This window comes from Nocardiopsis sp. YSL2, from assembly GCF_030555055.1.
Lineage (GTDB): Bacteria > Actinomycetota > Actinomycetes > Streptosporangiales > Streptosporangiaceae > Nocardiopsis.
In genome coordinates this window covers 576,502-602,005 of sequence record NZ_JAMOAO010000001.1, presented here as the reverse complement: position 1 = coordinate 602,005, position 25,504 = coordinate 576,502, and the positions used below count along the sequence as shown (strand labels likewise).

Here is a 25,504-nt window from a genome sequence, read left to right as displayed (position 1 = left end):
CAATGAAGATGCAGGCCTATCTGTTCATGGGCATCTCGACCTTCTTCGGTCTGGCGGCGGCCCTGTACATCTACTGGTCCGTCCAGGACACCGGACAGGTCGAGTGGACGGGTGCCACCGCGCTGGTGGTCTCCATCGGCTTCGGCTGGATGATCGGTTTCTGGCTCTGGCAGGCGGCCCGCCGCAGCGAGCACTTCCACGGGCTTCCCGCGGAGGAGCGGCTGGACGGCGAGATCGCGGAGAACTCCGGCGAGTACGGCTTCTTCAGCCCGCACAGCTGGTGGCCGATGTTCGTCGCCCTGGCCGTGGCGTTCACCGCCGTCGGCGTGGCGATCGGCTGGTGGATGGTCCTGATCGGCGGCTTCGCCGTCATCCTCACCGCGATCGGCTGGGTGTTCGAGTACTACCGCAAGGAATTCCAGCACTAGCACGCTCGCAGTACCGACCCCGGTGACCGGGGGTTTCGCTACACGGAACCCACCCGGTCGCCGGGGTATCTTTTTGTGTGACCGATGCGTGACTTGGTGTGATTTGCGCCGGTCGCGGCCTATCCACAGCGGTTGCTGGAGGTGTTGGGCGTGGAGGGACGAGTCAACGGACCCGCGGCGGCCCGTGCGACGGCGGCGGGCACCGCCGTCCTGCTCGCGGCGGCCGGATGCGGGATCCTCGGGGGCGGGGACGCCGCCGAGGACGACGAAGGGCTCGCGGGGCCCCAGGTCTCCGTCAGCCCCGCTCCCGGGGCGACGGACGTGCCCCCGGACACCCCGGTCCGCGTCTCCGTGACCGAGGGCTCGCTCGCCGGCGTCACCATCGAACAGGTGCGTGCGGGCGAGAGGGTCGAGTCGCTTCCGGTCACCGGCACGCTGTCCGAGGACGGCACGACCTGGACCAGCGACTGGAACCTCGTGCCCGGGACGGCCGTGGGCGTCTACGCCGCCGCCGAGGGCGCCTCGGGCCGTCAGCGGGAGTTCCGGTCGGAGTTCACGACCGCGCCGGTGGAGGAGGGCGGGGCGCTGGGCATCGAGTTCAACTTCCCGCGCTCGGGCGACGTGGTCGGCGTGGGCATGCCCGTGATCGTCGGCTTCGACACGCCGGTCGAGCACAAGGAGCAGGTGGAGAACTCCATCGAGGTCACCTCAGAGCACCCGGTGGAGGGCGCTTGGAACTGGCTCGACGACGAGACGGCCGTGTTCCGGCCGCGCGAGTTCTGGGAGCCCTACCAGGAGGTCACCGTCGACCTGCGCCTGACCGGCGTGCAGGCGGCCGAGGGCGTGCACGGTACCGAGGACCACCGCCTGGAGTTCGAGATCGGGCGAGAGATGATCTCCACGATGCACGTGCCCGACCACGAGATGACCGTGGCCGTCGACGGCGAGACGGTGCGCACGATCCCGGTGAGCAACGGCAAGGCGCACCGGCGCTTCAACACCACCACCTCGGGCGTCCACCTGCTGATGGAGAAGTACTCCCGGCTGGTGATGGACTCCGCCACCGTCGGCATCCCCCAGGGCTCCCCGGGCTACTACCGCGTGGACGTGGACTGGGCCGTGCGCACCTCCAACAGCGGCGAGTTCACCCACGCGGCGCCGTGGAACACGGGCAACCTGGGGGTGGCCGACGCCTCCAACGGGTGCACCAACATGTCGGTGTCCGACGCCCGCTGGTACCACGACCAGGCGCTGATGGGCGACGTCCTGGAGACCACCGGCACGGACCGGCAACTGGAGTGGGACAACGGGTGGGGCTTCTACCAGCGCTCATGGGAGGAGTGGCTCGACCACAGCGTGACGGGCGAACCCCAGGTGACCGACGGTTCGGGAACGCCGGGCAGCGTCCACGGCCAGGGGCTGTAGCGCCGCCTTCGCGCCCTCGCCGGTCGCGCCGCGCGCCCGGGGCGCCGGGGCCAGGAGTCCGCGCGCGGGTCCGTGCGCGCCTCAGGGGGCGCTCAGGAGCTCGTCGAGCCCCTGAGCCGTGCGCTCCCAGGTCCAGGACCGGGCCACCCATTCCCGCCCGCGTGCGCCCATCTGGGCGGCGCGGTCGGGATCGCGCAGCAGTCCGATGAGCGCGCGGGCGGTCGGCCCGGGCACCGAGCCGTCGACGACCAGGCCGGTCTCGCCGTCGAGCACCGCGTCCGGGGCGCCGCCCGAGTCGCCGGTGACGACCGGCACACCCGTGGCGGACGCCTCCAGGTAGACCATGCCGAGGCCCTCCACGTCCAGGCCGCCCCTGCGGGTCCGGCACGGCATGGCGAACACGTCGGCCGCGTCGTGGTGGGCGGGCAGCTCGTCGGCGGGGACCGGTCCGGTGAAGACCACCGACTCGGTCCCGCGGGCCGCGGCGCGCAGCCGGCCGGCGTAGGGGCCGTCGCCGACGATGAGCAGGGCGGCGTCGGGCACGTCGGCCAGCACGCGCGGCCAGGCGCGCAGAAGGGTGTCCTGGCCCTTGCGGGGGACCAGACGGGAGACGCACACGACCACGGGCCGCGCGCCCAGCCCGTGCCGGGCGCGGATCATCGCGCCGCCCGCGCCCGGGTGGAACCGGTCGGTGTCCACCCCGGGCGGCAGGTGCCGCATCCGGGCCGCGGCCGGGGCCGACAGCGCGCGGGACAGCCGTCGGCGCGTGTAGCCGCCGAGGTAGGTGACGGCGTCGGTCGTCTCTCCGACGCGCCGCAGCGCCTCGCGGGCACCGGGCAGACCGGACCAGCCGGTCTCGTGCCCGTGGGTCAGGGCCACCTGGCGGCGGACGCGGCCGCGCAGGCCCGCGGCCAGCAGGCCCAGCGGCGCGGCGGCGCCGTAGAGCACCGAGTCGCAGCCCTCCAGGTCCACGATCGCCCGTGCCCGCGCCGCCACCCGGGGCGTGGGCAGGAGCACGCGCGCGGCGTCGCGCACGATCGGGAACGGCTGGCGCAGGTCGAAGCCGGGATCGGCCGCGTCGTCGCGCCTGGTGGGGGAGGAGCAGTACACCACCACCGAGTCGGAGCGGCGCAGCGCCAGTTCGTGGACGAAGGACTCGATCCCCCCGGCGCGCGGGGGGAAGTCGTTGGTGATGATCAGCGTTCGCGGCACGGGGGAGAGTCTAGGGCGTGTTCCGTGGATGCCGCCCGTCGCGAGCGGCGTTCCGGTGCGGCCGTCACAAGGCCGAAGAAGAAGGCGTCCCGGTGTGGCTGTCGACTGATGAGAACGCGGCGAGAGCCGTGCCGGGGCGCCGCGCAGCAGGGGGAGTATCCGCGGAACATGCCCTAAGGCGGGTAGCGCTGGAGGGGCGGGACCGTGGGACGCGCCCAGAAGGCCCCGGCGCGCCGCGGTGTCCCTCGGAGGAGGCGGTCCGACCGCGTGGGAGGATCGTCCGGCGCCCGCCGGGCGGTCCTGGAGCCGTGCCGCGCCGGGACGGGCGGACGACCAGTACCCGAGGAGGTGCCGTGCCCGGTCCGCACAGGGAGAAGCCGCTCGACGTGAAGATCGGCCGACACGAACTGGTCGTCCGGCAGCGCTACGAGGCGGCGAGCATCTGCAACGACATCCTCATCGGTCTGTGGTTCGTCGCGGGCAGCATCATGTTCTTCTCACCCGCGTGGTCGACGACGGGGACGTGGCTCTTCCTCATCGGCAGTGTGCAGATGCTCATCCGCCCGGTCATCCGCCTGTCCCGCCTGGTCCACGTCCGCCGCGTGCGCTCCCGCTCGGGTGCGGGACCGGCCTCCTCCGAGACGGCGATGGACTTCTGAGGGCCGGGGCCGGGGTTCAGGGGCGGACGGCCACGTAGAAGTTCGAGCGGTAGTAGTCGTTCAGCGTGACGGTGCCGATCGGCTTGCTGGACGTGGAGGCGTGCACCATGACGCCGTCGCCCGCGTACATGCCCACGTGGCCGGGGTTGGGGCCGTAGAAGAACAGCAGGTCGCCCGGCTGGATGCTGTCCCAGGAGACCTGGGTACCCGCGTTGACCTGGTCGTAGGTGGTCCGGGGCAGGCTCACACCGGCCGCGGCCCAGGCCGCCTGGGTCAGGCCCGAGCAGTCGTAGCCGTTCGGACCCGTGCCGCCCCAGATGTAGGGCTTGCCGACCTGCGCGTAGGCGAAGTCCAGGGCCGTGCGGGCGTTGCCCGAAGCGGAGCCGGTGTAGCTGCTGCCCGTGCTCCCCCCGGTACCGCCGCCCGATCCGCCCGTGGACGCCTCGGTGTCGTTGCTGACGTTCTCCGTGGCGGCGGCGCGCTCCTCGGCGGTCAGCTCCGAGAGCAGCTCCTCCTGCTCCGCGATGGCCTCCTCCGCCTCCTCGGCGGCGGTCTCGGCCTCCTCCAGCGCCTCGGCCGCGGCCTCTTCGGTGGCGCTGGCCTCGGCCTCCAGCGACTCCAGGTGCTCGAGTTCCTCGAGGTACTGCTCCAGGCCCTCGTTCTGCGTGTTGGCGAGGTAGCTCAGATCGGCCTGGTGCTCCAGCGCCTCCTGGGGGCCCTCGGCGCCGATCAGGTGCGTGGGCGAGGTGAGGTCGACACCGCTGTAGGTCGCGTTGGCCAGGCCACGCACACCCACGCCCAGCGACTCCACCTTCTCCTCGGTGTCCTCGATGCCCGCGAGGATCTCCTCCAGCTCCTCCTCGGCCGCCTCATGGACCTCCTGGGCGTCGTTGTAGACGGCGTTGAGGTCGCTGTACTCCTCCTCCAGGCTCTCGATCTCCTCACGGACCTCGTCCGCGGTCGGATCGGCGTGCGCGACGGAGGCCGGCAGCAGGAGGACCCCGGCGGCGAAGGAGGCGACGATCGCGGTGCGGCGGCCGCCGGTGCTGGAAACAGACACGTTGGGTGACACCTTTCTCCCCTCGATGGAGCGCGTCCGGGACGCGGACCGAGGGACTGCACCGGGCGGGATCGGAGGCCGGTGGGGACGGCCGAAACGGTGAGGGGGTGTGCCCGACCCGGGCGTGGCCGTCACCTCCGGGGGGAGGTGAAGAGGTCCAACCACGCTCGGCGATGAACACTAGTGCATCCCTTGGTGCGCTCTCAACCGATTCGTGATGTTCGGCCGGATCGTAAGGACTGTCCGAAAACCCCCTGGTAGGCCACCGGAAACGACGAGGCCGCCGCCCCGGAAGGGGACGGCGGCCTCGTGCGGTCGCGGTGCCTAGACGCGCACGGCGAACTGGAAGTGTTGGGCCCAGTAGGCCGCCAGCCCCACGGACTCGATGTTGCGTCCGGTCCGCGGCGCGTGCACCATCGTCCCGTTGCCCGCGTAGAGCCCGTTGTGGCCCAGCTCGGGGTAGAAGAACATGATGTCGCCCGGCTGGAGCGCGCTCATGTCGTAGATGCGCGTGCCCACGTCGGCCTGCGCGTACGTCGTCCGCGGCAGGTCCACCCCGCCGTTGCGCCAGGAAGCCTGCACCAGGCCGGAGCAGTCGTAGCCGTTGGGGCCCGTACCGCCGTAGATGTAGGGCTTGCCGATCTGGGCGTAGGCGAAGTCCAGGGCGGAACCCGTGCTGCCCGACGCGCTGCCGGTGTACTCACCGCCCGCGTCGCTGGCGCCCTCGGTGGAGGCGTCGGCGTCGGGGAACTCGGCGAGCAGCTCCTGCTGCTCCTCGATCTTGCCCTCGACCTCGTCCTTGGCCTCCTCGGCCTCCTCCAGCGCCTCCTCGGCCTCCTCCAGAGCGGTCTCGGCCTCGTCCTTGAGCGAGAACAGGCGCTCGGCGGACTCGCCGAACTCGTCCAGCTCTGCCTGCTGGGTCTCGGAGAGGTAGTTCAGGTCGGCGTTCTGCTCCAGCAGGCCCTCGGGCCCGTCGGAGGTCAGCACGTTGGTGGTGGAGTCCAGGTCCCCGGACTGGTAGGTGGCGCTGGCGAACTGCGTGACCTTCTCGCGCAGCTCGTCGTAGCGCTCCTCCTCGTCGCCGACCTGCTCCTCGAGCTCCTCGTACTGGGCCTGGGCTACCTCGTAGTCCTCTTCGGCCTGGTTGTAGGTCTCGACGGCGCTGGCCGACTCGGTGTTCAGCTCCTCGATGCGCTCCTCGACGTCCTCACGGGTCGGGTCCGCGTGGGCGGTACCGGGCACGAGAAGGGAGCCGGCGACGACGGCGCCGATGCCGGTCGAAGCAGCGATTCGGCGCGCCGCACTGCGACCACCGGAGTTCTTCATGGCGGTCCACGCTCCTTGGGGTTGGGATGTCCGCACGAAATGCTGAGGGGGAACGACGGGGGTGCCGCGCCGGAGCGGGCACGCGCGAGTGTGCCGGCCTCCACCGGGTCAAGAGCGCACAGCTCTCGATCTCACTCCGGTCAAGCACTCACGTTCCTGGAAGAACCTAGCGGAACGGCAGGCACGGCTCAACCACGCGAGGGCACCAGCACCACGCGTGGTGATCCGTATCACGATCGGGCGGGGCCGTGATCAGCCGTGGGCCTCCAGACGGCGCAGAAAGATCGCCGACGGCACGGCCCGCGCGCCGGACCGGCGTACGGCGGAGACGATCTCCTTGTCGGAGGTCACCACCGCGACCGGCCGACCGGGCGGTTCGGCGCCCACCAGGCGCACGATCAGCTCGTCGGCCGTCTCCCCGGGCGCGCTGAACAGCAGCCGTACACGCCGGGGCGAGGCCACCACCGGGGGCGTGTCCACGTCGGCGCCGTCGAAAACACAGGTGATCTCCGCCTTGGTCCGGCTCGCCAGACCCTCCAACGACCCGAGGAGCCGGGCCCGCTGGTCGGCCAGGGGAAGCGTGCCGTACCCCGTCTTGGTGACGTTGTAGCCGTCCACCAGCAGGTGGACGCGCGGGGCGGTGAGCATGTGCTCCAACAGCCCCGGGTCGTCGTCGGGCAGGCCGCCGAGCGAGACCCGCCGGTGCTCGCGCTCGGCCTCGGCGACCAGATCCGCCGGGCTGTCCAGCCCGGTGGGCAGCGCCAGTTCGCGGCGCAGCCCGTGGGCGGCGTCCACCATCACGTCCACCAGGACCCGCAGCCGTGCCTCGTCGGCGTTGCGCCCGCTGCGCACGGCCCGGCGCGCGTTCTCCACCTGCGCCTCCGCCGCCGTCAGGCGTGTGCGCAGCCGCCGGTTCTCCGACTCCAGAGCGCTGACCTGGGTCGCGGACTCGCTCTCCCGGTCCGCGGTCTCCGCCAGCGTGCGCTCGGCCTCCTCACGGGCACGCCGGGCGCGCTGGCGCTCGGTGTGCACCTTGCGCCGCAGGTCGGAGATCTCCGCGCGCTGATCGCGGATCTGTGCCCGCAGCCGTTCCACGTCGGCCTGGTGGCCGTGCCTGGTCTCGTCCAACTGGCGGCGTGCCGCGTCCAGCGCCTCGACGGCCGCGTCCGCCTCCCGGGTACTGGCCGCGCGCTCCAGCTCCTCGTGGACGCCGTCGATGATGCGGGGCCACCCCTCGGGCCGCAGCAGGTACGCGCACGCGGCCACCGCCACGGGGTCGGCGGCGGGGGGCACGACGCCGGAGCGCAGGCCCTCGGCGAGCTCCGGCCACACCTGCTCGACGCGCGCGGCGACCATCGCGCGGAACCCGTCATCGGACTCCAGCTGTGCGGCGATCTGCGGGCCCGCCAGGCGGGCCCTGCGGCGCGGCTCGAACTTGGCCACCCGGCGCAGCAGCGGCGGAAGGTCGGCGGCGCGCATCCCGCCCAGCACGTCGGACCCGTACTCCACGATCCGGGCGCGCACGGCCTCGGGCAGGGGACGGCTCAGGTGCTCCGACCCCGCGCCGGCACCGTCGACGGGCGCGTCGGCGGCCGACTCGTCCCGCTCCCGCGAAGCGGCCTCCGACGCCTCCGACGCCTCCGACGCCTCCGCACCCTCGCCGCCCTCGTCCGGGCGGCCGCTCATGACCGACCCGTCGCGCTCTCAGCCGCGTCTGCGTCGGGGCGCGCGACGATCTCCACCGCGTCGGTCGCGCCGCACCAGCGGCACTTCACACGCTCCACGGACTCCGAGAGGACGGTGCGGTCCTCGACCAGCCCCGCACCCGACAGGTCCTGGTGCACGTAGTCCTGGGAGCGGACGGTCCTGGTGACGTCGAACCGTGTGAGGTTGCCGCATCCGGTGCACCGCCACCGCTCACTGTCACCCGGCATCGCGATCCCCACGGTTCCTCCTCGTCGTCGTCCTGTCGGCGGAGCGCCTGCACTCACGCCCCACTCACCCCCATCTTTCCATGTCGGGCAGGTCAGGCCGCATCCCGACCGCTTTGGTCGGTACCGCGCACTACCCTGACCGGGTGGTTCGACAGTCCGCGGCGTCCACCGGCGTCCAAACCAGCCTCGGCGACCTCGGCACGCCGCTGGCCGAGACGACGTTCGTCGTGCTGGACCTGGAGACCACCGGCACCAGCGCCTCCAACGCCCGGATCACCGAGGTCGGAGCGGTCAAGGTCCGCGGCGGCGAGGTCCTGGACGAGCTGTCCACCCTGGTCGACCCCGGTGTCCTCATCCCGGCGAGCATCACCCTGCTGACCGGTATCACCCAGTCCATGGTGGCGACCGCCCCGCCGATCGAGGACGTCCTGCCCAAGGTGCTGGCCTTCCTCGACTCCGACCCCGACACCGCGCTGGTCGCGCACAACGCGCCCTTCGACACCGGCTTCCTCAAGGCCGCCTGCGAGCGCCAGGGCCTGGAATGGCCCGGCTACCCGGTGGTGGACACCCTGCGCCTGGCGCGGGCCCTCCTGCCGCGCAGCGAGATCCGCAACCACAAGCTCGGCACGCTCGCGGCCTTCTACGGCGCGCCGACCACACCCAACCACCGCGCGCTGGACGACGCCCGCGCCACCGTCTCGGTGCTGCACGGGCTCATCGAGCGGCTCGGACCCATGGGCGTGCACAGCCTGGAGGAACTGCGCGCGGTCAGCAAGCCCCCGAGCCGGGCCCAGATCGCCAGGCGCCACCTGGCCGAGGACCTGCCCGAGGAACCCGGCGTGTACGTGTTCACCGACGCCCGCGGGGACAGCCTCTACGTCGGCAAGAGCAACAACCTGCGCCGCCGCGTGCGCTCCTACTTCACCGCCGCCGAGAACCGCCGGCGCATCCGGGAGATGGCCGGGCTGGTCGAGGGCGTCACCCCCATCGTGTGCGCCACCGAACTGGAGGCGTCGGTGCGCGAGCTGCGCATCATCGCCGAGCGCAAACCGCCCTTCAACCGGCGCTCGCGCAATCCCGAACGCGCCAGCTGGGTCAAGCTCACCACCGACGCCTACCCCCGGCTGTCGGTGGTGCGCGTCGTCCGCGACGACGGCGCCCCCTACATCGGCCCCTACGCCTCGGCCAAGGACGCCGAACGCGCCAAGGAGGCCCTGCTGCACACCCTCCCGTTGCGCCAGTGCACGCACTCCCCCTCCGCGGGCGCGGGGAAGGGCCGGCGGGGCGAGGGATCTCCGCCGGGGGCGGTGGGCATCGGGTGGGCCGAGCCCTGTGTGCTGGCCCAGATCGGCCGGTGCGGCGCGCCCTGCGACGGCAGCGAGTCGCTCCAGGACTACACCGCCCACGCCGACGCCGCCGCCGAGGCCATGACGGGCGACCCCGCGCGAGTCGTGGCCGCCCACACCGCGCGCATCGACGAGCTCGCCGCCGACCTGCGCTACGAGGAGGCCGCCGGCCACCGCGACCGCCTCGCCGCCTTCCTGAACGGCGCCCGGCGCGCCCAGCGCCTGTCCGCGCTCTCGGCCGTCCCGCACCTGGTGGCCGCGCGCCGCACGGGCGCCGACTGGGAGACCTGCGTGGTCCGCCACGGCCGCCTGGCCGCCAGCGCGGTGCTGCGGCCCGGCACCGACCCCGCGGCCTTCCTCGCCTCGCTGGTGGCCACCGCCGAGCGCGTACCCGCCGGACACGGCCCCAGCCCCCGCGCCCTGCCCGGGGAGAGCGAGCTCATCCTCGACTGGCTCGCCGACCCCGCGACGCGCCTGGTGGAGATCGAGGGGGAGTGGACATGCCCCCTGCGGGGCGCCGAAGCGCACGCCGAGCTGACACACTGGGCCCATGGCCGCGCTGCTCCCGCTCAATGACGACTACCCCGTCCGCCGAGCTCCCGTCGTCGCGTTCACGCTGATCGCGGTCAACGTGCTGGTCTACCTGGCCTCGCCGCAGGCGTCCACCGCCGTGTGGTACCCGGCGGACATGATGGGCCGCTACTGCGCCATCGAGGACTACTTCCTGCGCTGGGGCGCGATCCCCAACGAGATGCTCGGCCGCGTCGACCAGGCCCGGCCCCTGACCGAGGCGTGCGGTGCCATCGGCGGCAAGTCCGTGTGGCTGTCGGTGTTCGCCTCGATGTTCGTGCACTCGGGCCCGATGCACATCATCGGCAACATGGTCTACCTGTTCGTCTTCGGCCCGGTGGTCGAGGACCGGATCGGGCGGGTCCGCTTCCTGGGCCTGTACCTGGTCACCGGCGTCACCGCGGCCTACGCGCACGCGATCACCGACATCGACGGCTCGATCCCCATGGTGGGCGCCTCCGGCGCGATCTCCGGTGTGCTCGGCGCCTACCTGGTCGTGCAGTTCCGCAGCCGCGTGACCTCGCTGGTGTTCGGGGTGATCCCGATGCGGCTCCCCGGGTGGGCCCTGGTGGGAAGTTACTTCGCGTTTCAGTATCTTCTCTATGTCACCACCTCGTACGCTCCGGGCGCCGGATCCAACGTGGCCTACGCGGCGCACGTCTACGGGTTCATCGCCGGGGTGATCGCGGGACTGGCGGTCTACCGGCTGCGATGGCGCTCCGGGACGCGGCTCTCCGACGTCTACTAGCGCGCCGACGCGCCGGGCGCCCGTCCCGCACCCAACGCCCAGGAGGCACTGTGATCACCGCGATCGTCATGGTCAAAGCCGACGTCAACCGCATCCCCGAGGTCGCCGAGGCGATCGCGGAGATCGAGGGCGTCAGCGAGGTCTACTCCGTCACCGGCAACGTCGACCTCATCGCCATGGTGCGGGTCCGCCGCCACGAGGACCTCGCCGAGGTCATCCCAGGGCGGGTGAACAAGGTCCCGGGCGTGATCGCCTCCGACACCCACATCTCGTTCCAGACCTACTCCAAGCACGACCTGGAGTCGGCCTTCGCCCTCGGCTGGTGAGACGACGGGGGCGCGGCACCGCATCCGGCGCCGCGCCCCCGTGCGATCCCCGCCGGGCTCACAGGCCCTTGGCGTACTCCTGGCTGGTCTCCACCCAGGTGGACAGCGTGCGCTCGGCGGCGCCGCTGTCGACGGCGGCGGCCGCGCGCTCGTACCCGTCCCGCACGGACTCCAGGAGGGGGCCCTCCACACCGGCCACGGCGGCCAGCGCCGCACCCGCGTTGAGCAGGACCGCGTCGCGCACCGGCCCGGGCCGGCCCGCCACCAGGTCGCGTACGGCCTGGGCGTTGAACTCCACGTCGCCGCCGCGCAGGTCGTCCGGCTCCGACCGGGCGATGCCCAGGTCGGCCGGGTCCAGGCGCTCGCGGCGCTTCTCACCGTCGCGGACCACCCAGACCGTCGAGCTCGTGGTGGTGGTCAGCTCGTCCAGCCCGTCGTCGCCGCGGAACACCAGGGCCGAGGAGCCGCGCTCGGCGAACACGCCGGCCATGATCTCGCACATGCGCTCGTCGAACACCCCGATCGCCGAGGTCGAGGGCCGGGCCGGGTTGGTCAGCGGGCCCAGGAAGTTGAAGATCGTCGGCACCGCCAGTTCGCGCCGGGTCTTGGCGGCGTGCCGCAGCGACGGGTGGAACATCGGTGCGAAGCAGAAGGTGATGCCGGCGTCCTCGGCGACGCGGGCGGTCAGCTCCGGCGACAGGTCCAGGACCACGCCCAGGCGCTCCAGGACGTCGGCCGTGCCGCACGAGGACGAGGCCGCGCGGTTGCCGTGCTTGACCACGCGCGCGCCCGCGGCCGAGGCCACGATCGCGGCCATGGTCGAGACGTTCACCGTGTGCGCACGGTCGCCACCGGTGCCGACGATGTCCAGGGTCGGCCCGGACACGGTCATCCGGACGGCGTGGTCGAGCATGCCCTGTGCCAGGCCGGTCACCTCGGACACGCTCTCGCCCTTGGCGCGCAGCGCGACGGCGAAGCCGGCGATCTGGACGTCGCTCGCGGAGCCGGACATGATCTCGTCCATCGCCCACTCGGTGTCGGACGCGCTGAGCGTCACGTCGTTGAGCAGGGCGGTGATGAGGTTGGACCAGGTGCGCTCGGCGACGGCGGAGCGGTCGGAGGCGGGGCTGGAAGCAGAAGGGGCGTTCATCGGTTCTGGGACTCCACGGTGAGACGGGCTCTGAGGGCGTTGGCGGGCGAGGGGACGCGAGGGCCGGAGCCGGAGGCTCTCCGCCGGGGGCGGAGGACCTATCCCCTTCGCGGGGCGGGCCTGCGCCATCGCCCGATGTCGGCGCCGTGGTTCAGGGCGCCGCCCACCACCCGGCGGCGTCGCATGTCCCGCTCACCGTTCTCGTCCGTTCCGCGGCCGTGTCCCACCAGGGTCACCCGCTGAGCGCCGCGACGCGCCGGCGCATGAGCTCGGCCAGCGACTCGGCGAGCGCGATGGGGTCGATCGGGTGGCTGACGACCTGCTCGGCCTGCGACCAGGTCGCGAGCCAGCCGTCGTCGCGCCGGCCGACCAGGAGCAGCACCGGCGGGCAGCGGTAGATCTCGTCCTTGACCTGGCGGCACAGGCCCATCCCGCCGACCGGGGCGGTCTCTCCGTCGAAGACGGCGACGTCGATCCGCTCGGCCGGGTCGGTGGAGGCCAGCTTGCGGAGCACGACAGGAGCGGTCGCGACCTCGACGAACTCCACCTTGGGCACGTCGGCGGCCGGGCGCCGCCCGATCGCGGTCATGACCTGCTCCCGGGTGTCGGCCTTGTCGCTGTAGACCAGCACGCGCATCCTGGCACCCGTGTCCGTACCGCTCTCGACCATCGCGCAACCGTCCCATCGCGTCGGACCGCGGCCGCTGCCATCGGGGGGTGCGGCCGGGGCGTTCGTTGGCTCTCGCCTATGACTGTATTGCCTCGCGGGCCCACTGCCCAGGACGGATCACGCGACCGCCGCCGGGCTGAGACCTTCGACACCACAGGATGCCAGCACGTCCGGGAGCAACTCTCACCCGCCCCGGCGGCGGCGTTGTGCAACAGTGACCGTTTCGTTGTCCGGCCGTAGGCTGAGCGCGGTTGGAGCGCCCCGGGCGGGGGTACGGAACGCCTCAGCCGCCCAGGATCGCGTCAGATGGCCCGTCAGGGCGCGTCTTCGGCTGACAGGCGGCAGCCGAGCGGCTACAGTAACGCCCGAGTCACGGTGAAGCGCCCCCTCCCCGGCCCGCGGAGGGCCGGTCCGGGGTCTGATCGGCCTCCTTACGGGGGGTCGAGTTCGGGTCTTCGCGAGATGCCGTAATAATGCTCCCGTGGCGACAGCAACCGCGAAACCAAAATCAGCACCGACACCAGCACATGGTGCGGCAAAGCGTCCTGACCTGGTGAGCGTTGGCACCATCGTGTGGTTGGCCAACGAGCTCATGTTCTTCGCTGCGCTGTTCGCGATGTACTTCACCATCCGATCGGTGACCAACGGGAACCCCGAGCTCGGGCCCTGGCCGGCGACGCACCTCAACGTGCCGTTGGCGACCTCCATCACCGTTGTCCTGGTGGCTTCCAGCTTCACCGCGCAGGCCGGCGTCTGGGCCGCCGAGCGCGGGGACGTCAAGAAGCTCCGCCTGTGGTTCTTCATCTCGTTCTTCATGGGACTGTTCTTCATCTGCGGACAGGCCTTCGAGTACTACCAGCTCATCGCGCACGAGGGCCTGACTCTGCAGTCGAGCGCCTACGGGTCGATGTTCTACCTGACCACGGGCTTCCACGGACTCCACGTCATCGGCGGGTTGGTGGCGTTCCTCATCATGCTGGGACGCACGTACGCCGCGAGGCGCTTCACTCACCAGCAGGCGACCAGCGCGATCGTCGTGTCCTACTACTGGCACTTCGTCGACGTCGTCTGGATCGCTTTGTTCTTCACCATCTACTTCATCCAGTAACCCGAAACGGGGAAACCGTGAAATGGATTACCGCGCGGCGACGGCATCCCCTCGCGGGGTATGTCGTCGTCATCCTCGCGCTAGCCCTGTTCGGGGTGGGGTACGCCGCACTGGCGCCCACCTCCGACCAGGCACAGGCGCGCACCCTCGCCGCTGACGTCTCGTCACAGGATGACGCCGACGTCGACGTCGCCGAGGGCCGGGCCATCTTCGACCAGACGTGCGCCACGTGCCACAACTACGACGGTTCCGGGTCCGCGACCGGTCCGGACCTGCGCGACGTTGGCCCCGCGGCGATCGACTTCCAGGTCAGCACCGGCCGCATGCCGTCGATGAACCCGAACGCCCAGATGCCGCGCAAGGACATGGTCATGTCCGAGCAGGAACTGGCGAACCTGATCGCGTACTACAACGCGGAGATCAGGAACGGCGAGGCCGGGGCCGAGATCCCCACCGACGTTCCCGACCAGGCGCCCGACCGGGAGGAGTTCCCGACTCCGGTCCGCGCCGACTTCGAGGACGAGGAGTCCTACGAGGAGGCGGTCGAGGAGGCCGAGGCCGAGTACGAGGCCGCCGTCGAGGAGTACGAGGCCGAGTACGACGCCTACATCGCCGGTGCCGACAACACCGACATGGGCATGAAGCTCTACCTGACCAACTGCGCGCACTGCCACAGCTGGTCCGGTGGCGGCGGCGCCCTGACCGACGGCCGCTGGGCCCCGGAGATCCACGACGCGAGCCCGCGTGAGATCTACGAGGCCATGGTCAGCGGTCCCGGTGCCATGCCGATGTTCAGCGACACAGTGATCGCGCCGGACGAGAAGCAGGAACTGATCTCCTACGTCAAGACCCTCCAGGCCGAACCGAACGCCGGCGGCCCCATCGACCTCCAGCGTGTCGGCCAGGTCGCCGAGGGCTTCATCTCGTGGACCATCGGGCTGGCACTGATCGTCGCCTGCGCGATCTGGATCACCGCTAAGCAGCGTGCACATGACTGACAAGACGAACAACGACAACAACGAGCCCGACGAGACTCCCGAGCGCGTCGTGGGTACGCCCACGGCCGAGGAGCACACGGTGGCCGAGGCCGAGGCCGAGCGCTCACACGAGGGCCCCTACAAGGCGTCGGAGACCCACCAGCGCTCCGAGGAGCAGCAGCGCCGTGGCGAGAAGCTCGCGTCGCTGTGGTTCATCATCGCCTTCCTCGGCGGTATCGGTTTCCTGGCCTCCTACTTCGTGTTCGGGGCCGACGAGATCGGTGATCCGCAGATCGGCCAGTACTCGAACGCGCTGCTGGGTGGCACGCTCACCCTCTCGCTGTTCGGTATCGGCGCGGGGATGACCGTGTGGGCGCGCAATGTGATGCCCCACTACGAGGTCGCCTCGCCCTACGACGAGCTGCCCTCGGACGACAAGGAGAAGGGCTCCTTCAGCGCCTTCTTCATGCAGAGCGCGGACGAGAGCGGCTTCACCCGCCGTCCGCTCATGCGGCGCACGCTCATCGCGGCCATGCTGCCGCTGGGCATCGCGCCGATCGTCCTGCTGCGTGACACCGGCCCCCTGCCCGGGGACAAGCTCAAGGTCACGCCGTGGGCCGACGGCCGCCGCATGGTGGTCGAGGGCACGCACCGCGAGCTCCGGCCCGAGGACCTGGCGGAGGACCCGTACGGCATGATCTCCGCGCTCCCCCTCATGCACGAGGAGGACTACGGGGAGAACGTGCACTACCCGCACGGGATCAGCCTCAACGACCAGGCCAAGTCGGTCATCCTGCTGATCAAGATGCCGACGGGCGAGGACGGCCAGGTCGAGTGGGGGGAGGAGATGACCGAGGAGCGCCGCAACTGGACGCACGAGGGCATCATCGCCTACTCCAAGATCTGCACCCACGTCGGTTGCCCCGCGGCACTGTACGAGCGCACGACGCACCGCATCCTGTGCCCGTGCCACCAGTCCACGTTCGATGCCGCGAACGCCGCCGAGGTGGTCTTCGGACCGGCGCACCGCCCACTGCCCCAGCTGCCGATCGGCGTCGACTCCGAGGGCTACCTCGTGTCGACGGGCGACTTCTCCGAAGCGCCCGGTCCGACGTTCTGGGACTACGCGAAGGACTAGTCGATGAGTAAGACCACGCAAGCACCCAAGGCGTTGCGCGGCGTCGGGAATTTCATCGACGACCGCTTCCACCTGGCCAAGACGGGCGAGAAGAACCTGCGCAAGGTCTTCCCGAACCACTGGTCGTTCATGCTGGGCGAGATCGCCCTGTATTCGTTCATCATCCTGCTCGTCACCGGCGTGTTCCTCACGCTGTGGTTCAAGCCGAGCATGGCGGAGATCGTCTACGACGGCTCCTACGAGCGCCTCCAGGGCGTTCCGATGAGTGAGGCCTACGCCTCCACGCTGTTCATCGACTTCGAGGTGCGGGGCGGGTTCCTCGTACGGCAGATCCACCACTGGGCCGCGCTGATCTTCCTGGCGTCGCTCGTGGTGCACATGCTCCGCGTGTTCTTCACCGGGGCGTTCCGCAAGCCGCGTGAGATCAACTGGCTCATCGGTGTCGGTATCTTCAGCATCGCGATCGTCGAGGGCCTCTTCGGCTACTCGCTGCCGGACGACCTGCCCTCGGGCATGGGCGTGCGCATCCTGCAGGGCGTGATCCTGTCGCTGCCGCTGGTCGGTACCTACATCTCGATGTTCCTCTTCGGCGGGGAGTTCCCCGGCGAGGAGATCATCACGCGCCTGTACATGCTGCACATCCTGCTGCTCCCGGCGCTCCTGCTGGCCCTGATCGTGGCCCACTTCATGATCCTGTGGCACCAGAAGCACACGCAGTACCCGGGAGTGGGGCGCACGGACAAGACGGTCGTGGGAACACCCATGTTCCCGGCGTTCGCGGTCAAGGCCGGAGGGTTCTTCTTCTTCACCTTCGCCGTCACCGCGGGTCTGAGCGCCTTCGTGCAGGTCAACCCGATCCACCTGTTCGGGCCGTTCACACCGACGTCCATCACCTCCGGCCTCCAGCCGGACTGGTACATGGGCTTCCTGGAGGGCTCGCTGCGCATCTTCCCGAACACGCTCGACTTCGACATCTTCGGATACGCGGTGCCCGTCGCGGTGCTCATTCCGGGACTCGGCATCATGGGCCTGCTGTTCGGCGCGCTGGGCGCCTGGCCGTTCATCGAGCAGTGGATCACCGGGGACAAGCGGGCGCACAACGTGGCCGACCGGCCGCGCAACGCCCCCGTGCGCACCGGCCTGGGGGTCGCGGGCATCACCGCCTACGGCATCCTGTGGCTGGCGGGGTCCAACGACATCCTGTCGGAGACCTTCTCCATCAACCTGTACCTCACCACGTACATCTTCCGTGTGCTGATCATCGTGGGCCCGATCCTCGGGTTCATCATCACCAAGCGGATCTGCCTGGGCCTGCAGCGGCGCGACCGCGAGACCCTGGAGCACGGGTACGAGAGCGGCATCATCCAGCAGCTGCCCAGTGGTGAGTTCATCGAGGTCCACCGGGAGAGCTCCGAGGAGACCGTGGAGGTCCTGTCCAGCAAGCCGACGATCACGTCGACGGCCCTGGAGGACACGGTCGACGACAAGGGCGTGGAGAGCCCCGAGGCCCGCAAGGGCATGGGCAAGCTCCGCCGGCGCCTGGCCCTCTGGTACACGAGGGACAACGTGTCCGTGGAGGGGGTGGAGGCCCACTCCGGCCACCACCTGCACCACTCCCACTCCGCCGAGGAGTCGGACAAGGAGCACGCCCACTAGGGCGCGCGACCACGCAGAGAGGGCCCGGCGCAAGCCGGGCCCTTTGTGCTGTGTTTCTTTGGGGCCTCCGCGCTGTGCTGTGCTTTTCTTGGGTCTCCGCGCTGTGTTTTCTTTGGGCCTCCGCGCTGTGTTTTCTTTGGGCCTCCGCTCGTTCCTCGCTTCGGCCCGTGCTCGGGGCGCTGGGAGGCCAGTGTTCTTCGTCGTCGACTTGCCTGGCTCGCAAGCTCGCTGGCGGCCCCGTCTCCTCCTGCAGAACACTGGCGCGCCCCTCGCGAACCCCCCTGTGGCCCCCTCACCCGTAGAGGCTTCAACCCACACGGGCACTCCAAGCAGGGACGCCCTACGTCCACCCCCTGCGGTTCCGAAGGCGCCTACGCGCACGCTCAACCCCCTGTGCCTCGGGTCCCGCGAAGGGATGGCCTTGCGTCCCAGGGGGAAGCCGCAGGGAACGGCCTGGGGCCACCTGAGGGGGTGAGACGCAGGCCGGTGGGAGAGGGGGTGTGCAGGGGGTTGGAGCCGCACGAAAACGGCCTACCTCGACCCCAGGGGGTGAGAGGTAGGCCGTTCAGTGTTGGGGACTACAGGGGGTTGATCGGGCCAAAGCAGGAAGCACTGCGCCGAAGGCGTCCGTTGAGGGTGGTGGCGGGCGACGGCGCGGGCACGAGCGGAGGCCCAAAGAAAGCAGGGGGGTGAGGGCGCCGACGGGTCCTGGAGTGCACCGGAAGGCGCGAAGGCCCCGTCTTCCGGGCGTCCTCAGCCGGCGTAGATGTCCTCGATCTCCTGGCTCCACTCCTTGCTCACCACGTGGCGCTTGACCTTGAGGGAGGCGGTCAGCGCGCCGCTCTCCTCGGTGAAGTCGCTGGGCAGGATGCGGAACTTCTTGATGCCCTCGGCCTTGGACACGGCCTTGTTGGCGTTGTCCACGGCCTCCTGGACGGCGGCGTTGAGGTCGGGGTCCTCGGTCAGGTCGGCGATGGCGCCGGACTTGCCGTTGGCCTCCTTCCACTGCTCGAACGCATCGGGGTCGATCGTGACCAGGGCGGCGATGAACTTGCGGTTGTCGCCGACCACCATGCACTGGCTGACCAGCGCGTGGGCGCGGATGCGGTCCTCCAGCACGGCCGGGGCGACGTTCTTGCCGCCCGCGGTCACGATGATCTCCTTCTTGCGGCCCGTGATGCTGAGGAAGCCGTCGTCGTCCAGGGAGCCGAGGTCCCCGGTGCGGTAGAAGCCGTCCTCGGTGAAGGCCTCCTTGCTGGCCTTCTCGTTGTCCCAGTAGCCGACCATGATGTGGTCGCCCTTGAGCAGGACCTCGCCGTCCTCGGCGATGCGCACGGTGGTTCCGGGCAGCGGCTGGCCCACGGTCCCGATCTTGTTGAACTCGATGCTGTTGACCGCGGTGGGGGCGGTGGTCTCGGTGAGGCCGTAGCCCTCGATGATCGTGAAGCCGATACCGCGGAAGAAGTGGCCCAGGCGGGCGCCGAGCGCCGAACCGCCCGAGACGGCGGAGTCGGCGTTGCCGCCCAGGGCGGCCAGGAGCTTGCCGTAGACCAGCTTGGCGAACAGGGCGTGCTTGAGCTTGAGGCCCAGCGGGACGCGGCCGGTGTCCAGCGCCTGGCTGTAGGCGATGGCGGTCTCGGCGGCGGCGTTGAAGATCTTGCCCTTGCCCTCGGCGGTGGCCTTCTGCTCGGCCTTGGTGAAGACCTTCTCGAACACGCGGGGGACCGCGAGGAGGAACGTCGGGCGGAACTCCGAGAACTGCTCGATCAGCTCCGGGCCGGTGGAGGGGAAGTGGCCCAGGGTGGCCTTGCCCTCGACGACCATGACCTGGACGAAGCGGGCGAAGACGTGGGCCAGCGGGAGGAAGAGCAGGGTGGAGGGGTTCTCCTTGCCCTTGAGGACCTGCCGGGCCGGCCCCTCCAGTGCCTGGAGGGCGATGAAGAGGAAGTTGCGGTGCGTGAGCTCGCAGCCCTTGGGGCGGCCGGTGGTGCCGGAGGTGTAGATGAGCGTGGCGAGGTCGTCGGCCTTGACCGCGGTGCGCCGCTTCTCGAGGGTGGCGTCGTCGACGTCGGTGCCGGTCGCACGCAGCCGGTCCAGGTCCTCGCCCTCGATCGTCCAGACCTGGCCGAGGTCGGGGGCCGAGGAGCGGACGGACTCGACGCGTTCGGCGTGGTCGGTGGTCTCGACGAAGGCGGCCCGGGCTCCGGAGTTGCTCAGGATCCACTCGACCTGCTCGGCGGAGGAGGTCTCGTAGACCGGAACGGTGACGGCGCCGATCGACCAGATGGCGTAGTCGAGGACCGTCCACTCGTAGCGGGTGCGCGACATCAGGGCGACACGGTCGCCGTGCTCGATACCCGCGTTGATGAGCGCCTTGGCGTACGCGGCGATGTCGCCGTGCAGCTCCGCGACGGTGATGTCGCGCCACTGGCCGGCTTCCTGCCGACGGGCGGCGACGGCGTCGGGCTCGCTTGCCGCGCGCGCGTAGAGCGTGTCGGTCAGCCGCGCGTCATCGGCGATCTCAACCTTGACGGGAGAGCTGTATTCGCGCACGTGATGCTCCTGGACGTGTACGGGGATCTTGACAGGGGGGACGTGATGAGCGTAACAACACACGCTACTCGTGAGTAGGTCATGTTGCCGTTCGGTATCCAACAGTGATCCGTGTCCATTCGCGGCCACGGTGAACCCGCAGCTCGGAACGGTGTGGAAGCGGTGTCCCCGACCCCCTGGGATGGTTGTTCGTACGGGGGATATGCCCGGTCCGGTGGCGATCGACGCCGGACCGGCCGTCCGGGAGTGCGCAGGTCAGAACTGTGGTCCCGGCTCCTTCTCGTACGCACGCGAGACTATCCCTTGTCGTGACCTTCGTCCACATCAGGTGGCTTCTGTGGTGTTTCGGGCGTTTTTCAGTGCGGAGGGTCGGAGCGTGCCGTCGCGAGGCGTCCCGGGGCCACCCTGGTTCGCCCCTGATCCTGCCCTGAGAAACCCGCCCGGCGCCGCCCGGGCCGGTTAACGTGAGCCCAGAGGATGCCGACGAAGGAGGTCCGGAGATGACGGAGAACGACGGTCGCCCGCAGGGATCGGGGCGGGGCGAGGCCCCCGACCTGATCGACGACGCCCTGAAGCTGGTCGACGGCCTGCAGCGCAAGCTGATCACCGCGGGGGTGCGGCGCGGGGTCGGTGCCGTCACCTCCGCGCCGCGCAAGGGCGACGTGTGGGAGGAGGCCATCCGGCTGGAGACCAAGCCGGAGCGGCCCGCGGTGGAGGAGCTGTTCGACATCGTGCGCACGTCCGCCCCGGAGGTCGCCGGGCACCTGGGCCGGGCCGGTCTGGCTCTCGCGGGCGCCCTGGGGCGCACGTGGGACGTGGTCGAGCGCTCCCTTGAGCAGACCGGATCGGACGCCGACCGGTCGGCCGGCGACGACTCCGGAACCGGCTCGGGCCCGAAGCGGGGGGACGAGGCGAAGCCGCAGGTCACCTCCGGGGAGTAGGGCGCTTCCGATGGGTTGGGCTCCTGGGGTACCTCGGGTCGCTTCGGCCTGGTTTAATCGAGGGGTTTACACCATTTGAAAGACCTCTGTCATGAAGCCTGCGGCTTATGTCAGAGTTCGTGCGTAAGTAGGAAGGAACTGCCCCCATGCTGACCATCGGCGTAGACATCGGCGGTACCAAGGTCGCAGCCGGGGTCGTGGACCAGGACGGGCAGATCCTGGACAAGGTCAAGTACCCCACCCCCTCCAACGACCCGGCGGGCCTGGCCGACGTGGTCGCCCGCGCCGTCGAGGACCTGCGCTCGCGTCAGCCGGAGCAGGCGTGCCAGGCGGTCGGCGTCGGTGTGGCCGGGTTCGTCGACGAGGACCGCGCCACGGTGCAGGTCGCGGTCAACCTGGGTCTGCGGGACGAACCCCTCAAGGAGCGCGTCCAGGCGAAGGTCGGCCTGCCGGTGGTGATCGAGAACGACGCTAACGCGGCGGCCTGGGCCGAGGCGCGCTTCGGCGCCGGCCGCGGCAGCGCCCACCTGGTCTGCGTCACCCTCGGCACCGGCATCGGTGGCGGCCTGGTCCTGGACGGCGCCCTCTTCCGCGGCCGGTACGGCGTGGCCGCGGAGATCGGCCACTACCGGATGGTGCCGCACGGGCGCCGCTGCGCCTGCGGCAACCACGGGTGCTGGGAGCAGTACGCCAGCGGACGCGCCCTGGTGGCCGAGGGGCAGGACCTGGCGCGGACCGACCCCCGGGCCGGCGAGAGGATGCTCAAGCTCGCCGACGGCGACGTGGAGAAGGTGGAGGGGCACGTCATCACCCAGGCCGCCCTGGAGGGCGACAGCGCCGCTCTGGAGTGCTTCCGCATCGTCGGCGAGTGGGCCGGACTGGGCCTGGCCGACCTGGCGGCCATCCTCGACCCCGAGTGCTTCGTCCTCGGCGGCGGTGTCTCCGACGCCGGCGCGATCCTGCTGGACCCGGTCATGACCTCCTTCGCCCGCCACGTCTCCGGCCGCCCGGGCCGCCGACTGGCCGAGGTCCGGCTGGCCGAGCTCGGCGGCGAGGCCGGCATCGTCGGCGCGGGCGACCTCGCCCGGCACTGACGGGCCCGGCCCCGGCACGAACGAGGGCGCGGCCCCGGTGAACCACCGGAGCCGCGCCCTCACGCGTGGACGGGAGCCGCCTCACTCCCGCGGGTCCGCGCCGTCCTCCCCGCTCTCGGCGGCGTCGCGCTCGGCGCGCTTGGCCGCCTTGCGGGCACGGCGCTCCTCCTTGCGCTTGGCGCGGTCGGAACGGCGGCGGTCCTTGTCGCTGGCGTGCTGCTCGCGGCGGGCCTCCTTGGCCTCGGCCTCCAGCTCGGCCTTGACCGACTGCGCGTAGCGGTCCACGTACTCCTGGCCGGACAGCTCCATCAGCGCGTACATGATCTCGTCGGTGATGGCCCGCAGGACCCGGGGGTCACGCTCCATGCCGTAGTAGCGCGAGAAGTCCAGCGGCTTGCCGAAGACCACCTTGGGGCGCACACCCAGCTTCGGGATGGTGCGGCCGGGCGGCATGATCTTCTCCAGGTTGATCATCGCCATCGGAACCACGGGGGCCTTGGCCTCCAGGGCCAGCCGCGCCACGCCCGTCCGGCCGCGGTAGAGCTTGCCGTCGGGGGAGCGGGTGCCCTCGGGGTAGATGCCCAGCAGGTCGCCGCGCTTGAGCACGCGCAGGCCCGTGCGCAGGGCCGCCTCGCTGGCCTTGCCGCCGGAGCGGTCGATCGGGATCTGCCCCACTCCGGTGAAGAACGCCCGGCTGAAGAAGCCCTTGACGCCGGTACCGGTGAAGTACTCGGACTTGGCGAGGAAGGTGATCTTGCGGGGGAGCGGCAGCGGACCGAAGAAGTGGTCCGAGAACGACAGGTGGTTGCTCACCATGATGGCCGGCCCGCGCCGGGGCACGTTCTCCACGCCCTCCGCCCGCGGTTGCCACAGCACGGCCAGGATCGGGCCCAGGAACGCCTTGACCACCCAGTAGAACATCGTCCAGATCACCCCTGCACACGCGGGGAGTCCGCAGGCAGGGCCTGCCCGATTCTCTGTCCCGCTCGGCCGACAACGTCAGAACCGCCCCGGCCACCGACAGCGGGGGAGCGCGACTGACATGCGCCATCCTCCCACCGCGCGGGGCCAACTGCCAAAGTGTCCCCTCGGCCCTCGCGCGCGGGCCGCGGTGTCCGGTGCCCGCCTGAGGATACCGAGTCGAAGGAGGAGCGTTCGTCCGCCCTCTCGGCTTTCTCCCTCTTCGGGACGGAGATCCCGGACCGCCCGACGGTGTCCCGGGGCTCTGGGCCCGCCACGTCCGCCCCGTGGCCTCTCTGCCGCGACACCCTCCGCCCCGGCCGGGGCCGGGCGACCGGAGCCCTGTCCGGGACGAAGCGGACACACCCGAACGTGGGCGACATCTCCTCCGCCTGCGCCTCGCCCGGGTGGAGGCGAGATTCCTCTTCAGGCGAAGAACGGGGCGCCTTGACGTCTGATGACAAACACTCCGTCGAACGGCTAGCCTCACGCCTGGGGGCCGGGAACGCGATTTCCGGAGTGTGCCCCGATCTCCACCACCCGCCCGCACCATCCGCGCGACCGCGCGGCGCACGATCTCCTGGGAGCCACCGCGTGAACCCGACCGACGCCACCCCGGTCCTCCCGGGTGCCGAACCCTTCAGCCACGCAGGGTCCAGGACCGGCGTCCTGCTCTGCCACGGATTCACCGGGTCCCCCTACTCCATGCGCCCGTGGGGCGAGTACCTGGCCGCGGCCGGGCTGACCGTGGAGGTGCCGCTGCTGCCCGGGCACGGCACGGTGTGGCAGGACATGAACCTCACCGGGTCCGACGACTGGTACGCGCACGTGGAGCGCGTCCTGCTCGACCTGGCGGCGCGGTGCGACGAGGTCTACGTCATGGGCCTGTCCATGGGAGGGGCGCTCACGGTCCGCTTGGCCCAACGGCACCCCGACACCGTGCGCGGCATCGTGCTCGTCAACCCCTCGCTGGTCGTGGAGGACTACAGACTGCCCCTCATCGCGCCGTTCGGGCGACTGGCGGCGCGTCTGCTGCCGTCCACACCGGGCGTGACCAGCGACGTCTCCAAGGACGACACGAGCGAGGGCGGCTACGACCGGGTCCCGACCGCCGCCGCCGCGACACTCCCGAAGCTGTGGCGTGCGGTTCAGGGGGGCATGTCCGGTTTGCGGGCGCCGGTTCTGGCCTTCCGGAGCCCCCAGGACCACGTGGTGGGACCCGGGAGTCTGCGTATGCTCGCTCACAGGGCGGTCAACACGAGGGTGGCCATCCACCTGCTGCACGACAGCTACCACGTGGCCACGCTCGACCACGACGCGCCCGCCATCTTCGACGGGAGCCTCGCGTTCGTGCGAGAGCACGGTGAAAGCGGGGAAGGAGCCGACCGATGACACAACGTCGGGGCAACGGCCTGCTCGCCGATGCCTACGTGCCCCTGATCCTGCTCGCGCCCTCGCACGCGGACCTGATGCTGGACGCCCTGCGCCGCAGCGGGATCGCCGCGTACGCGGTGCCGCTGGAGGAGGACGTGCAGGACCCCGCCGGGGGCAGGGCCGACGACCCGCCCACGGACCACCTCTACGTGGACGCCGAGGAGCGCGGGGCCGCCGAGCGCGTGCTGGGCGCCGAGCTGCCGGGGCTGGGCGAGACGGCCCGTGTGGAGCCCGGCCCCCAGATCGGCGGCGACCTGCTCGACGGCCCGCCGGAGAACGTCGATCCCGACGCCGCGCCCGCGGAGACCGCCGACGAGGACGAGGTGTGGCAGGACCTGGTCGCACGGTTCTACGACGGAGACGACGGCACCGAGCGCCGCCGGGTGGCCTGGCCCGACGCGGAGAACCTGAGCGTCCGGGACGAGGACGAGGACTCCGGTGCCGGGCGTGCGGGCGGGGACATCCTGGCGGGCTCGGACGGGGCCGACGACGAGGACGCGGCCGCCGAGCGGGCCCGCAGGGCCGAGGCGGAGCTGGAGGGCCACTACGAGCCGCCGCCACCGCCGCCCCTGCTCCAGGGGAGCCGGGTGGGCATCGCGGCCTGGTTCGGCCTGCTGAGCGGCCCCGTGGTGCTCTTCGGTTCGGCCTTCCTGGGGATCTCGCTGCCCAACTGGCTGATGTTCGCGGCGGTCGTGGCGTTCCTGACGAGCTTCGTCGTGCTGGTCCTGCGCATGACCGACAGCAGGGCGCCCGGCGACAACGGTCCCGACGACGGGGCGGTGGTCTGAG

Annotated in this window: 23 protein-coding genes; 14 read left to right on the top strand and 9 right to left on the bottom strand. The window is 70.9% G+C overall.

The window, feature by feature from the left end:
• Positions 1-2 precede the first annotated feature (2 nt).
• Positions 3-428, top strand: a complete 426-nt coding sequence (locus M1P99_RS02605) for a cytochrome c oxidase subunit 4 (RefSeq protein WP_304451082.1) — start codon at positions 3-5, stop codon at positions 426-428.
• Positions 429-662: 234 nt separating this feature from the next.
• A complete protein-coding gene (locus M1P99_RS02600; protein WP_304455546.1) occupies positions 663-1,853 on the top strand; it encodes an Ig-like domain-containing protein in 1,191 nt (396 codons plus the stop codon).
• 81 nt (positions 1,854-1,934) lie between these two features.
• On the opposite strand, the gene M1P99_RS02595 is transcribed toward M1P99_RS02600, so the two are convergent.
• On the bottom strand, positions 1,935-3,065 hold the full coding sequence (locus M1P99_RS02595; RefSeq protein WP_304451081.1) for a glycosyltransferase family 4 protein: 1,131 nt from the start codon (positions 3,063-3,065) through the stop codon (positions 1,935-1,937).
• A gap of 353 nt (positions 3,066-3,418) precedes the next feature.
• Between M1P99_RS02595 and M1P99_RS02590 the strand changes: the two genes are divergently transcribed.
• Positions 3,419-3,724: a YrhK family protein gene (locus tag M1P99_RS02590; RefSeq protein ID WP_304451080.1), complete on the top strand. Its 306-nt coding sequence runs from the start codon at positions 3,419-3,421 to the stop codon at positions 3,722-3,724.
• A 16-nt stretch (positions 3,725-3,740) separates the two neighbouring features.
• On the opposite strand, the gene M1P99_RS02585 is transcribed toward M1P99_RS02590, so the two are convergent.
• From M1P99_RS02585 to M1P99_RS02570, 4 genes are all read right to left on the bottom strand, one after another.
• On the bottom strand, positions 3,741-4,784 hold the full coding sequence (locus tag M1P99_RS02585; protein WP_304451079.1) for a C40 family peptidase: 1,044 nt from the start codon (positions 4,782-4,784) through the stop codon (positions 3,741-3,743).
• 324 nt (positions 4,785-5,108) lie between these two features.
• Complete coding sequence (locus M1P99_RS02580) at positions 5,109-6,110, bottom strand: NlpC/P60 family protein (protein WP_304451078.1); 1,002 nt, start codon at positions 6,108-6,110, stop codon at positions 5,109-5,111.
• A gap of 252 nt (positions 6,111-6,362) precedes the next feature.
• On the bottom strand, positions 6,363-7,796 hold the full coding sequence (locus M1P99_RS02575) for an NYN domain-containing protein (protein ID WP_304451077.1): 1,434 nt from the start codon (positions 7,794-7,796) through the stop codon (positions 6,363-6,365).
• Complete coding sequence (locus M1P99_RS02570) at positions 7,793-8,056, bottom strand: hypothetical protein (protein ID WP_304451076.1); 264 nt, start codon at positions 8,054-8,056, stop codon at positions 7,793-7,795. The genes M1P99_RS02575 and M1P99_RS02570 overlap by 4 nt, the downstream gene beginning before the upstream one ends.
• A 131-nt stretch (positions 8,057-8,187) precedes the next feature.
• On the opposite strand from M1P99_RS02570, the gene M1P99_RS02565 reads away from it, so the two are divergent.
• From M1P99_RS02565 to M1P99_RS02555, 3 genes are read left to right on the top strand one after another with little or no spacing between them, the layout of a single operon-like run.
• Positions 8,188-9,966, top strand: coding sequence for a DEDD exonuclease domain-containing protein (locus M1P99_RS02565; protein WP_304451075.1), 1,779 nt, complete (start codon positions 8,188-8,190; stop codon positions 9,964-9,966).
• A complete protein-coding gene (locus tag M1P99_RS02560; RefSeq protein ID WP_304451074.1) occupies positions 9,941-10,708 on the top strand; it encodes a rhomboid family intramembrane serine protease in 768 nt (255 codons plus the stop codon). Before M1P99_RS02565 ends, M1P99_RS02560 begins: the two co-directional genes overlap by 26 nt.
• A 50-nt stretch (positions 10,709-10,758) precedes the next feature.
• The gene (locus tag M1P99_RS02555) at positions 10,759-11,034 is read left to right on the top strand and encodes an Lrp/AsnC family transcriptional regulator (protein WP_053615267.1); all 276 of its coding nucleotides are present in this window, start codon (positions 10,759-10,761) and stop codon (positions 11,032-11,034) included.
• A 58-nt stretch (positions 11,035-11,092) separates the two neighbouring features.
• Here the strand turns inward: M1P99_RS02555 and trpD are convergent, their stop codons facing one another.
• The gene (trpD, locus tag M1P99_RS02550; RefSeq protein WP_304451073.1) at positions 11,093-12,184 is read right to left on the bottom strand and encodes an anthranilate phosphoribosyltransferase; all 1,092 of its coding nucleotides are present in this window, start codon (positions 12,182-12,184) and stop codon (positions 11,093-11,095) included.
• Positions 12,185-12,416: 232 nt separating this feature from the next.
• Positions 12,417-12,854, bottom strand: a complete 438-nt coding sequence (locus tag M1P99_RS02545; protein ID WP_304451072.1) for a hypothetical protein — start codon at positions 12,852-12,854, stop codon at positions 12,417-12,419.
• A gap of 553 nt (positions 12,855-13,407) precedes the next feature.
• Between M1P99_RS02545 and M1P99_RS02540 the strand changes: the two genes are divergently transcribed.
• From M1P99_RS02540 to M1P99_RS02525, 4 genes are all read left to right on the top strand, one after another.
• A complete protein-coding gene (locus tag M1P99_RS02540) occupies positions 13,408-13,962 on the top strand; it encodes a heme-copper oxidase subunit III (RefSeq protein WP_304451071.1) in 555 nt (184 codons plus the stop codon).
• A 95-nt stretch (positions 13,963-14,057) separates the two neighbouring features.
• Positions 14,058-14,960 (top strand): cytochrome c, encoded by a 903-nt coding sequence (locus M1P99_RS02535; RefSeq protein ID WP_304455545.1) that lies wholly within the window; start codon positions 14,058-14,060, stop codon positions 14,958-14,960.
• The gene (locus M1P99_RS02530) at positions 14,953-16,077 is read left to right on the top strand and encodes a ubiquinol-cytochrome c reductase iron-sulfur subunit (RefSeq protein ID WP_304451070.1); all 1,125 of its coding nucleotides are present in this window, start codon (positions 14,953-14,955) and stop codon (positions 16,075-16,077) included. The genes M1P99_RS02535 and M1P99_RS02530 overlap by 8 nt, the downstream gene beginning before the upstream one ends.
• A gap of 3 nt (positions 16,078-16,080) precedes the next feature.
• A complete protein-coding gene (locus tag M1P99_RS02525; RefSeq protein WP_304451069.1) occupies positions 16,081-17,733 on the top strand; it encodes a cytochrome bc complex cytochrome b subunit in 1,653 nt (550 codons plus the stop codon).
• Between the two features lie 753 nt (positions 17,734-18,486).
• On the opposite strand, the gene M1P99_RS02520 is transcribed toward M1P99_RS02525, so the two are convergent.
• Entirely contained in the window at positions 18,487-20,286 is a 1,800-nt protein-coding gene (locus tag M1P99_RS02520) for a long-chain fatty acid--CoA ligase (RefSeq protein WP_304451068.1), read from the bottom strand.
• 500 nt (positions 20,287-20,786) lie between these two features.
• Between M1P99_RS02520 and M1P99_RS02515 the strand changes: the two genes are divergently transcribed.
• Positions 20,787-21,227, top strand: a complete 441-nt coding sequence (locus M1P99_RS02515; RefSeq protein ID WP_304451067.1) for a hypothetical protein — start codon at positions 20,787-20,789, stop codon at positions 21,225-21,227.
• A gap of 146 nt (positions 21,228-21,373) precedes the next feature.
• On the top strand, positions 21,374-22,321 hold the full coding sequence (locus M1P99_RS02510) for an ROK family glucokinase (protein ID WP_304451066.1): 948 nt from the start codon (positions 21,374-21,376) through the stop codon (positions 22,319-22,321).
• Between the two features lie 81 nt (positions 22,322-22,402).
• Here the strand turns inward: M1P99_RS02510 and M1P99_RS02505 are convergent, their stop codons facing one another.
• Positions 22,403-23,242 carry a 1-acyl-sn-glycerol-3-phosphate acyltransferase gene (locus M1P99_RS02505; RefSeq protein ID WP_304455544.1) on the bottom strand — a complete coding sequence of 280 codons (840 nt, stop codon included), beginning with the start codon at positions 23,240-23,242 and terminating at the stop codon, positions 22,403-22,405.
• 633 nt (positions 23,243-23,875) lie between these two features.
• On the opposite strand from M1P99_RS02505, the gene M1P99_RS02500 reads away from it, so the two are divergent.
• Positions 23,876-24,673 (top strand): carboxylesterase, encoded by a 798-nt coding sequence (locus M1P99_RS02500; protein ID WP_304451065.1) that lies wholly within the window; start codon positions 23,876-23,878, stop codon positions 24,671-24,673.
• On the top strand, positions 24,670-25,503 hold the full coding sequence (locus tag M1P99_RS02495) for a hypothetical protein (protein ID WP_304451064.1): 834 nt from the start codon (positions 24,670-24,672) through the stop codon (positions 25,501-25,503). The genes M1P99_RS02500 and M1P99_RS02495 overlap by 4 nt, the downstream gene beginning before the upstream one ends.
• The last annotated feature ends 1 nt before the right edge of the window (position 25,504 follow it).

Excerpts from the sequence above, each read along its gene's own strand:
- M1P99_RS02605 (WP_304451082.1), top strand. The coding sequence starts at position 3 with ATGAAGATGCAGGCCTATCTGTTCATGGGCATCTCGACCTTCTTCGGT.
- M1P99_RS02580 (WP_304451078.1), bottom strand. The coding sequence starts at position 6,110 with ATGAAGAACTCCGGTGGTCGCAGTGCGGCGCGCCGAATCGCTGCTTCG.
- M1P99_RS02575 (WP_304451077.1), bottom strand. The coding sequence starts at position 7,796 with ATGAGCGGCCGCCCGGACGAGGGCGGCGAGGGTGCGGAGGCGTCGGAG.
- M1P99_RS02560 (WP_304451074.1), top strand. The coding sequence starts at position 9,941 with ATGGCCGCGCTGCTCCCGCTCAATGACGACTACCCCGTCCGCCGAGCT.
- trpD (WP_304451073.1), bottom strand. The coding sequence starts at position 12,184 with ATGAACGCCCCTTCTGCTTCCAGCCCCGCCTCCGACCGCTCCGCCGTC.
- M1P99_RS02545 (WP_304451072.1), bottom strand. The coding sequence starts at position 12,854 with ATGGTCGAGAGCGGTACGGACACGGGTGCCAGGATGCGCGTGCTGGTC.
- M1P99_RS02530 (WP_304451070.1), top strand. The coding sequence starts at position 14,953 with ATGACTGACAAGACGAACAACGACAACAACGAGCCCGACGAGACTCCC.
- M1P99_RS02525 (WP_304451069.1), top strand. The coding sequence starts at position 16,081 with ATGAGTAAGACCACGCAAGCACCCAAGGCGTTGCGCGGCGTCGGGAAT.
- M1P99_RS02515 (WP_304451067.1), top strand. The coding sequence starts at position 20,787 with ATGACGGAGAACGACGGTCGCCCGCAGGGATCGGGGCGGGGCGAGGCC.
- M1P99_RS02510 (WP_304451066.1), top strand. The coding sequence starts at position 21,374 with ATGCTGACCATCGGCGTAGACATCGGCGGTACCAAGGTCGCAGCCGGG.
- M1P99_RS02505 (WP_304455544.1), bottom strand. The coding sequence starts at position 23,242 with ATGTTCTACTGGGTGGTCAAGGCGTTCCTGGGCCCGATCCTGGCCGTG.
- M1P99_RS02495 (WP_304451064.1), top strand. The coding sequence starts at position 24,670 with ATGACACAACGTCGGGGCAACGGCCTGCTCGCCGATGCCTACGTGCCC.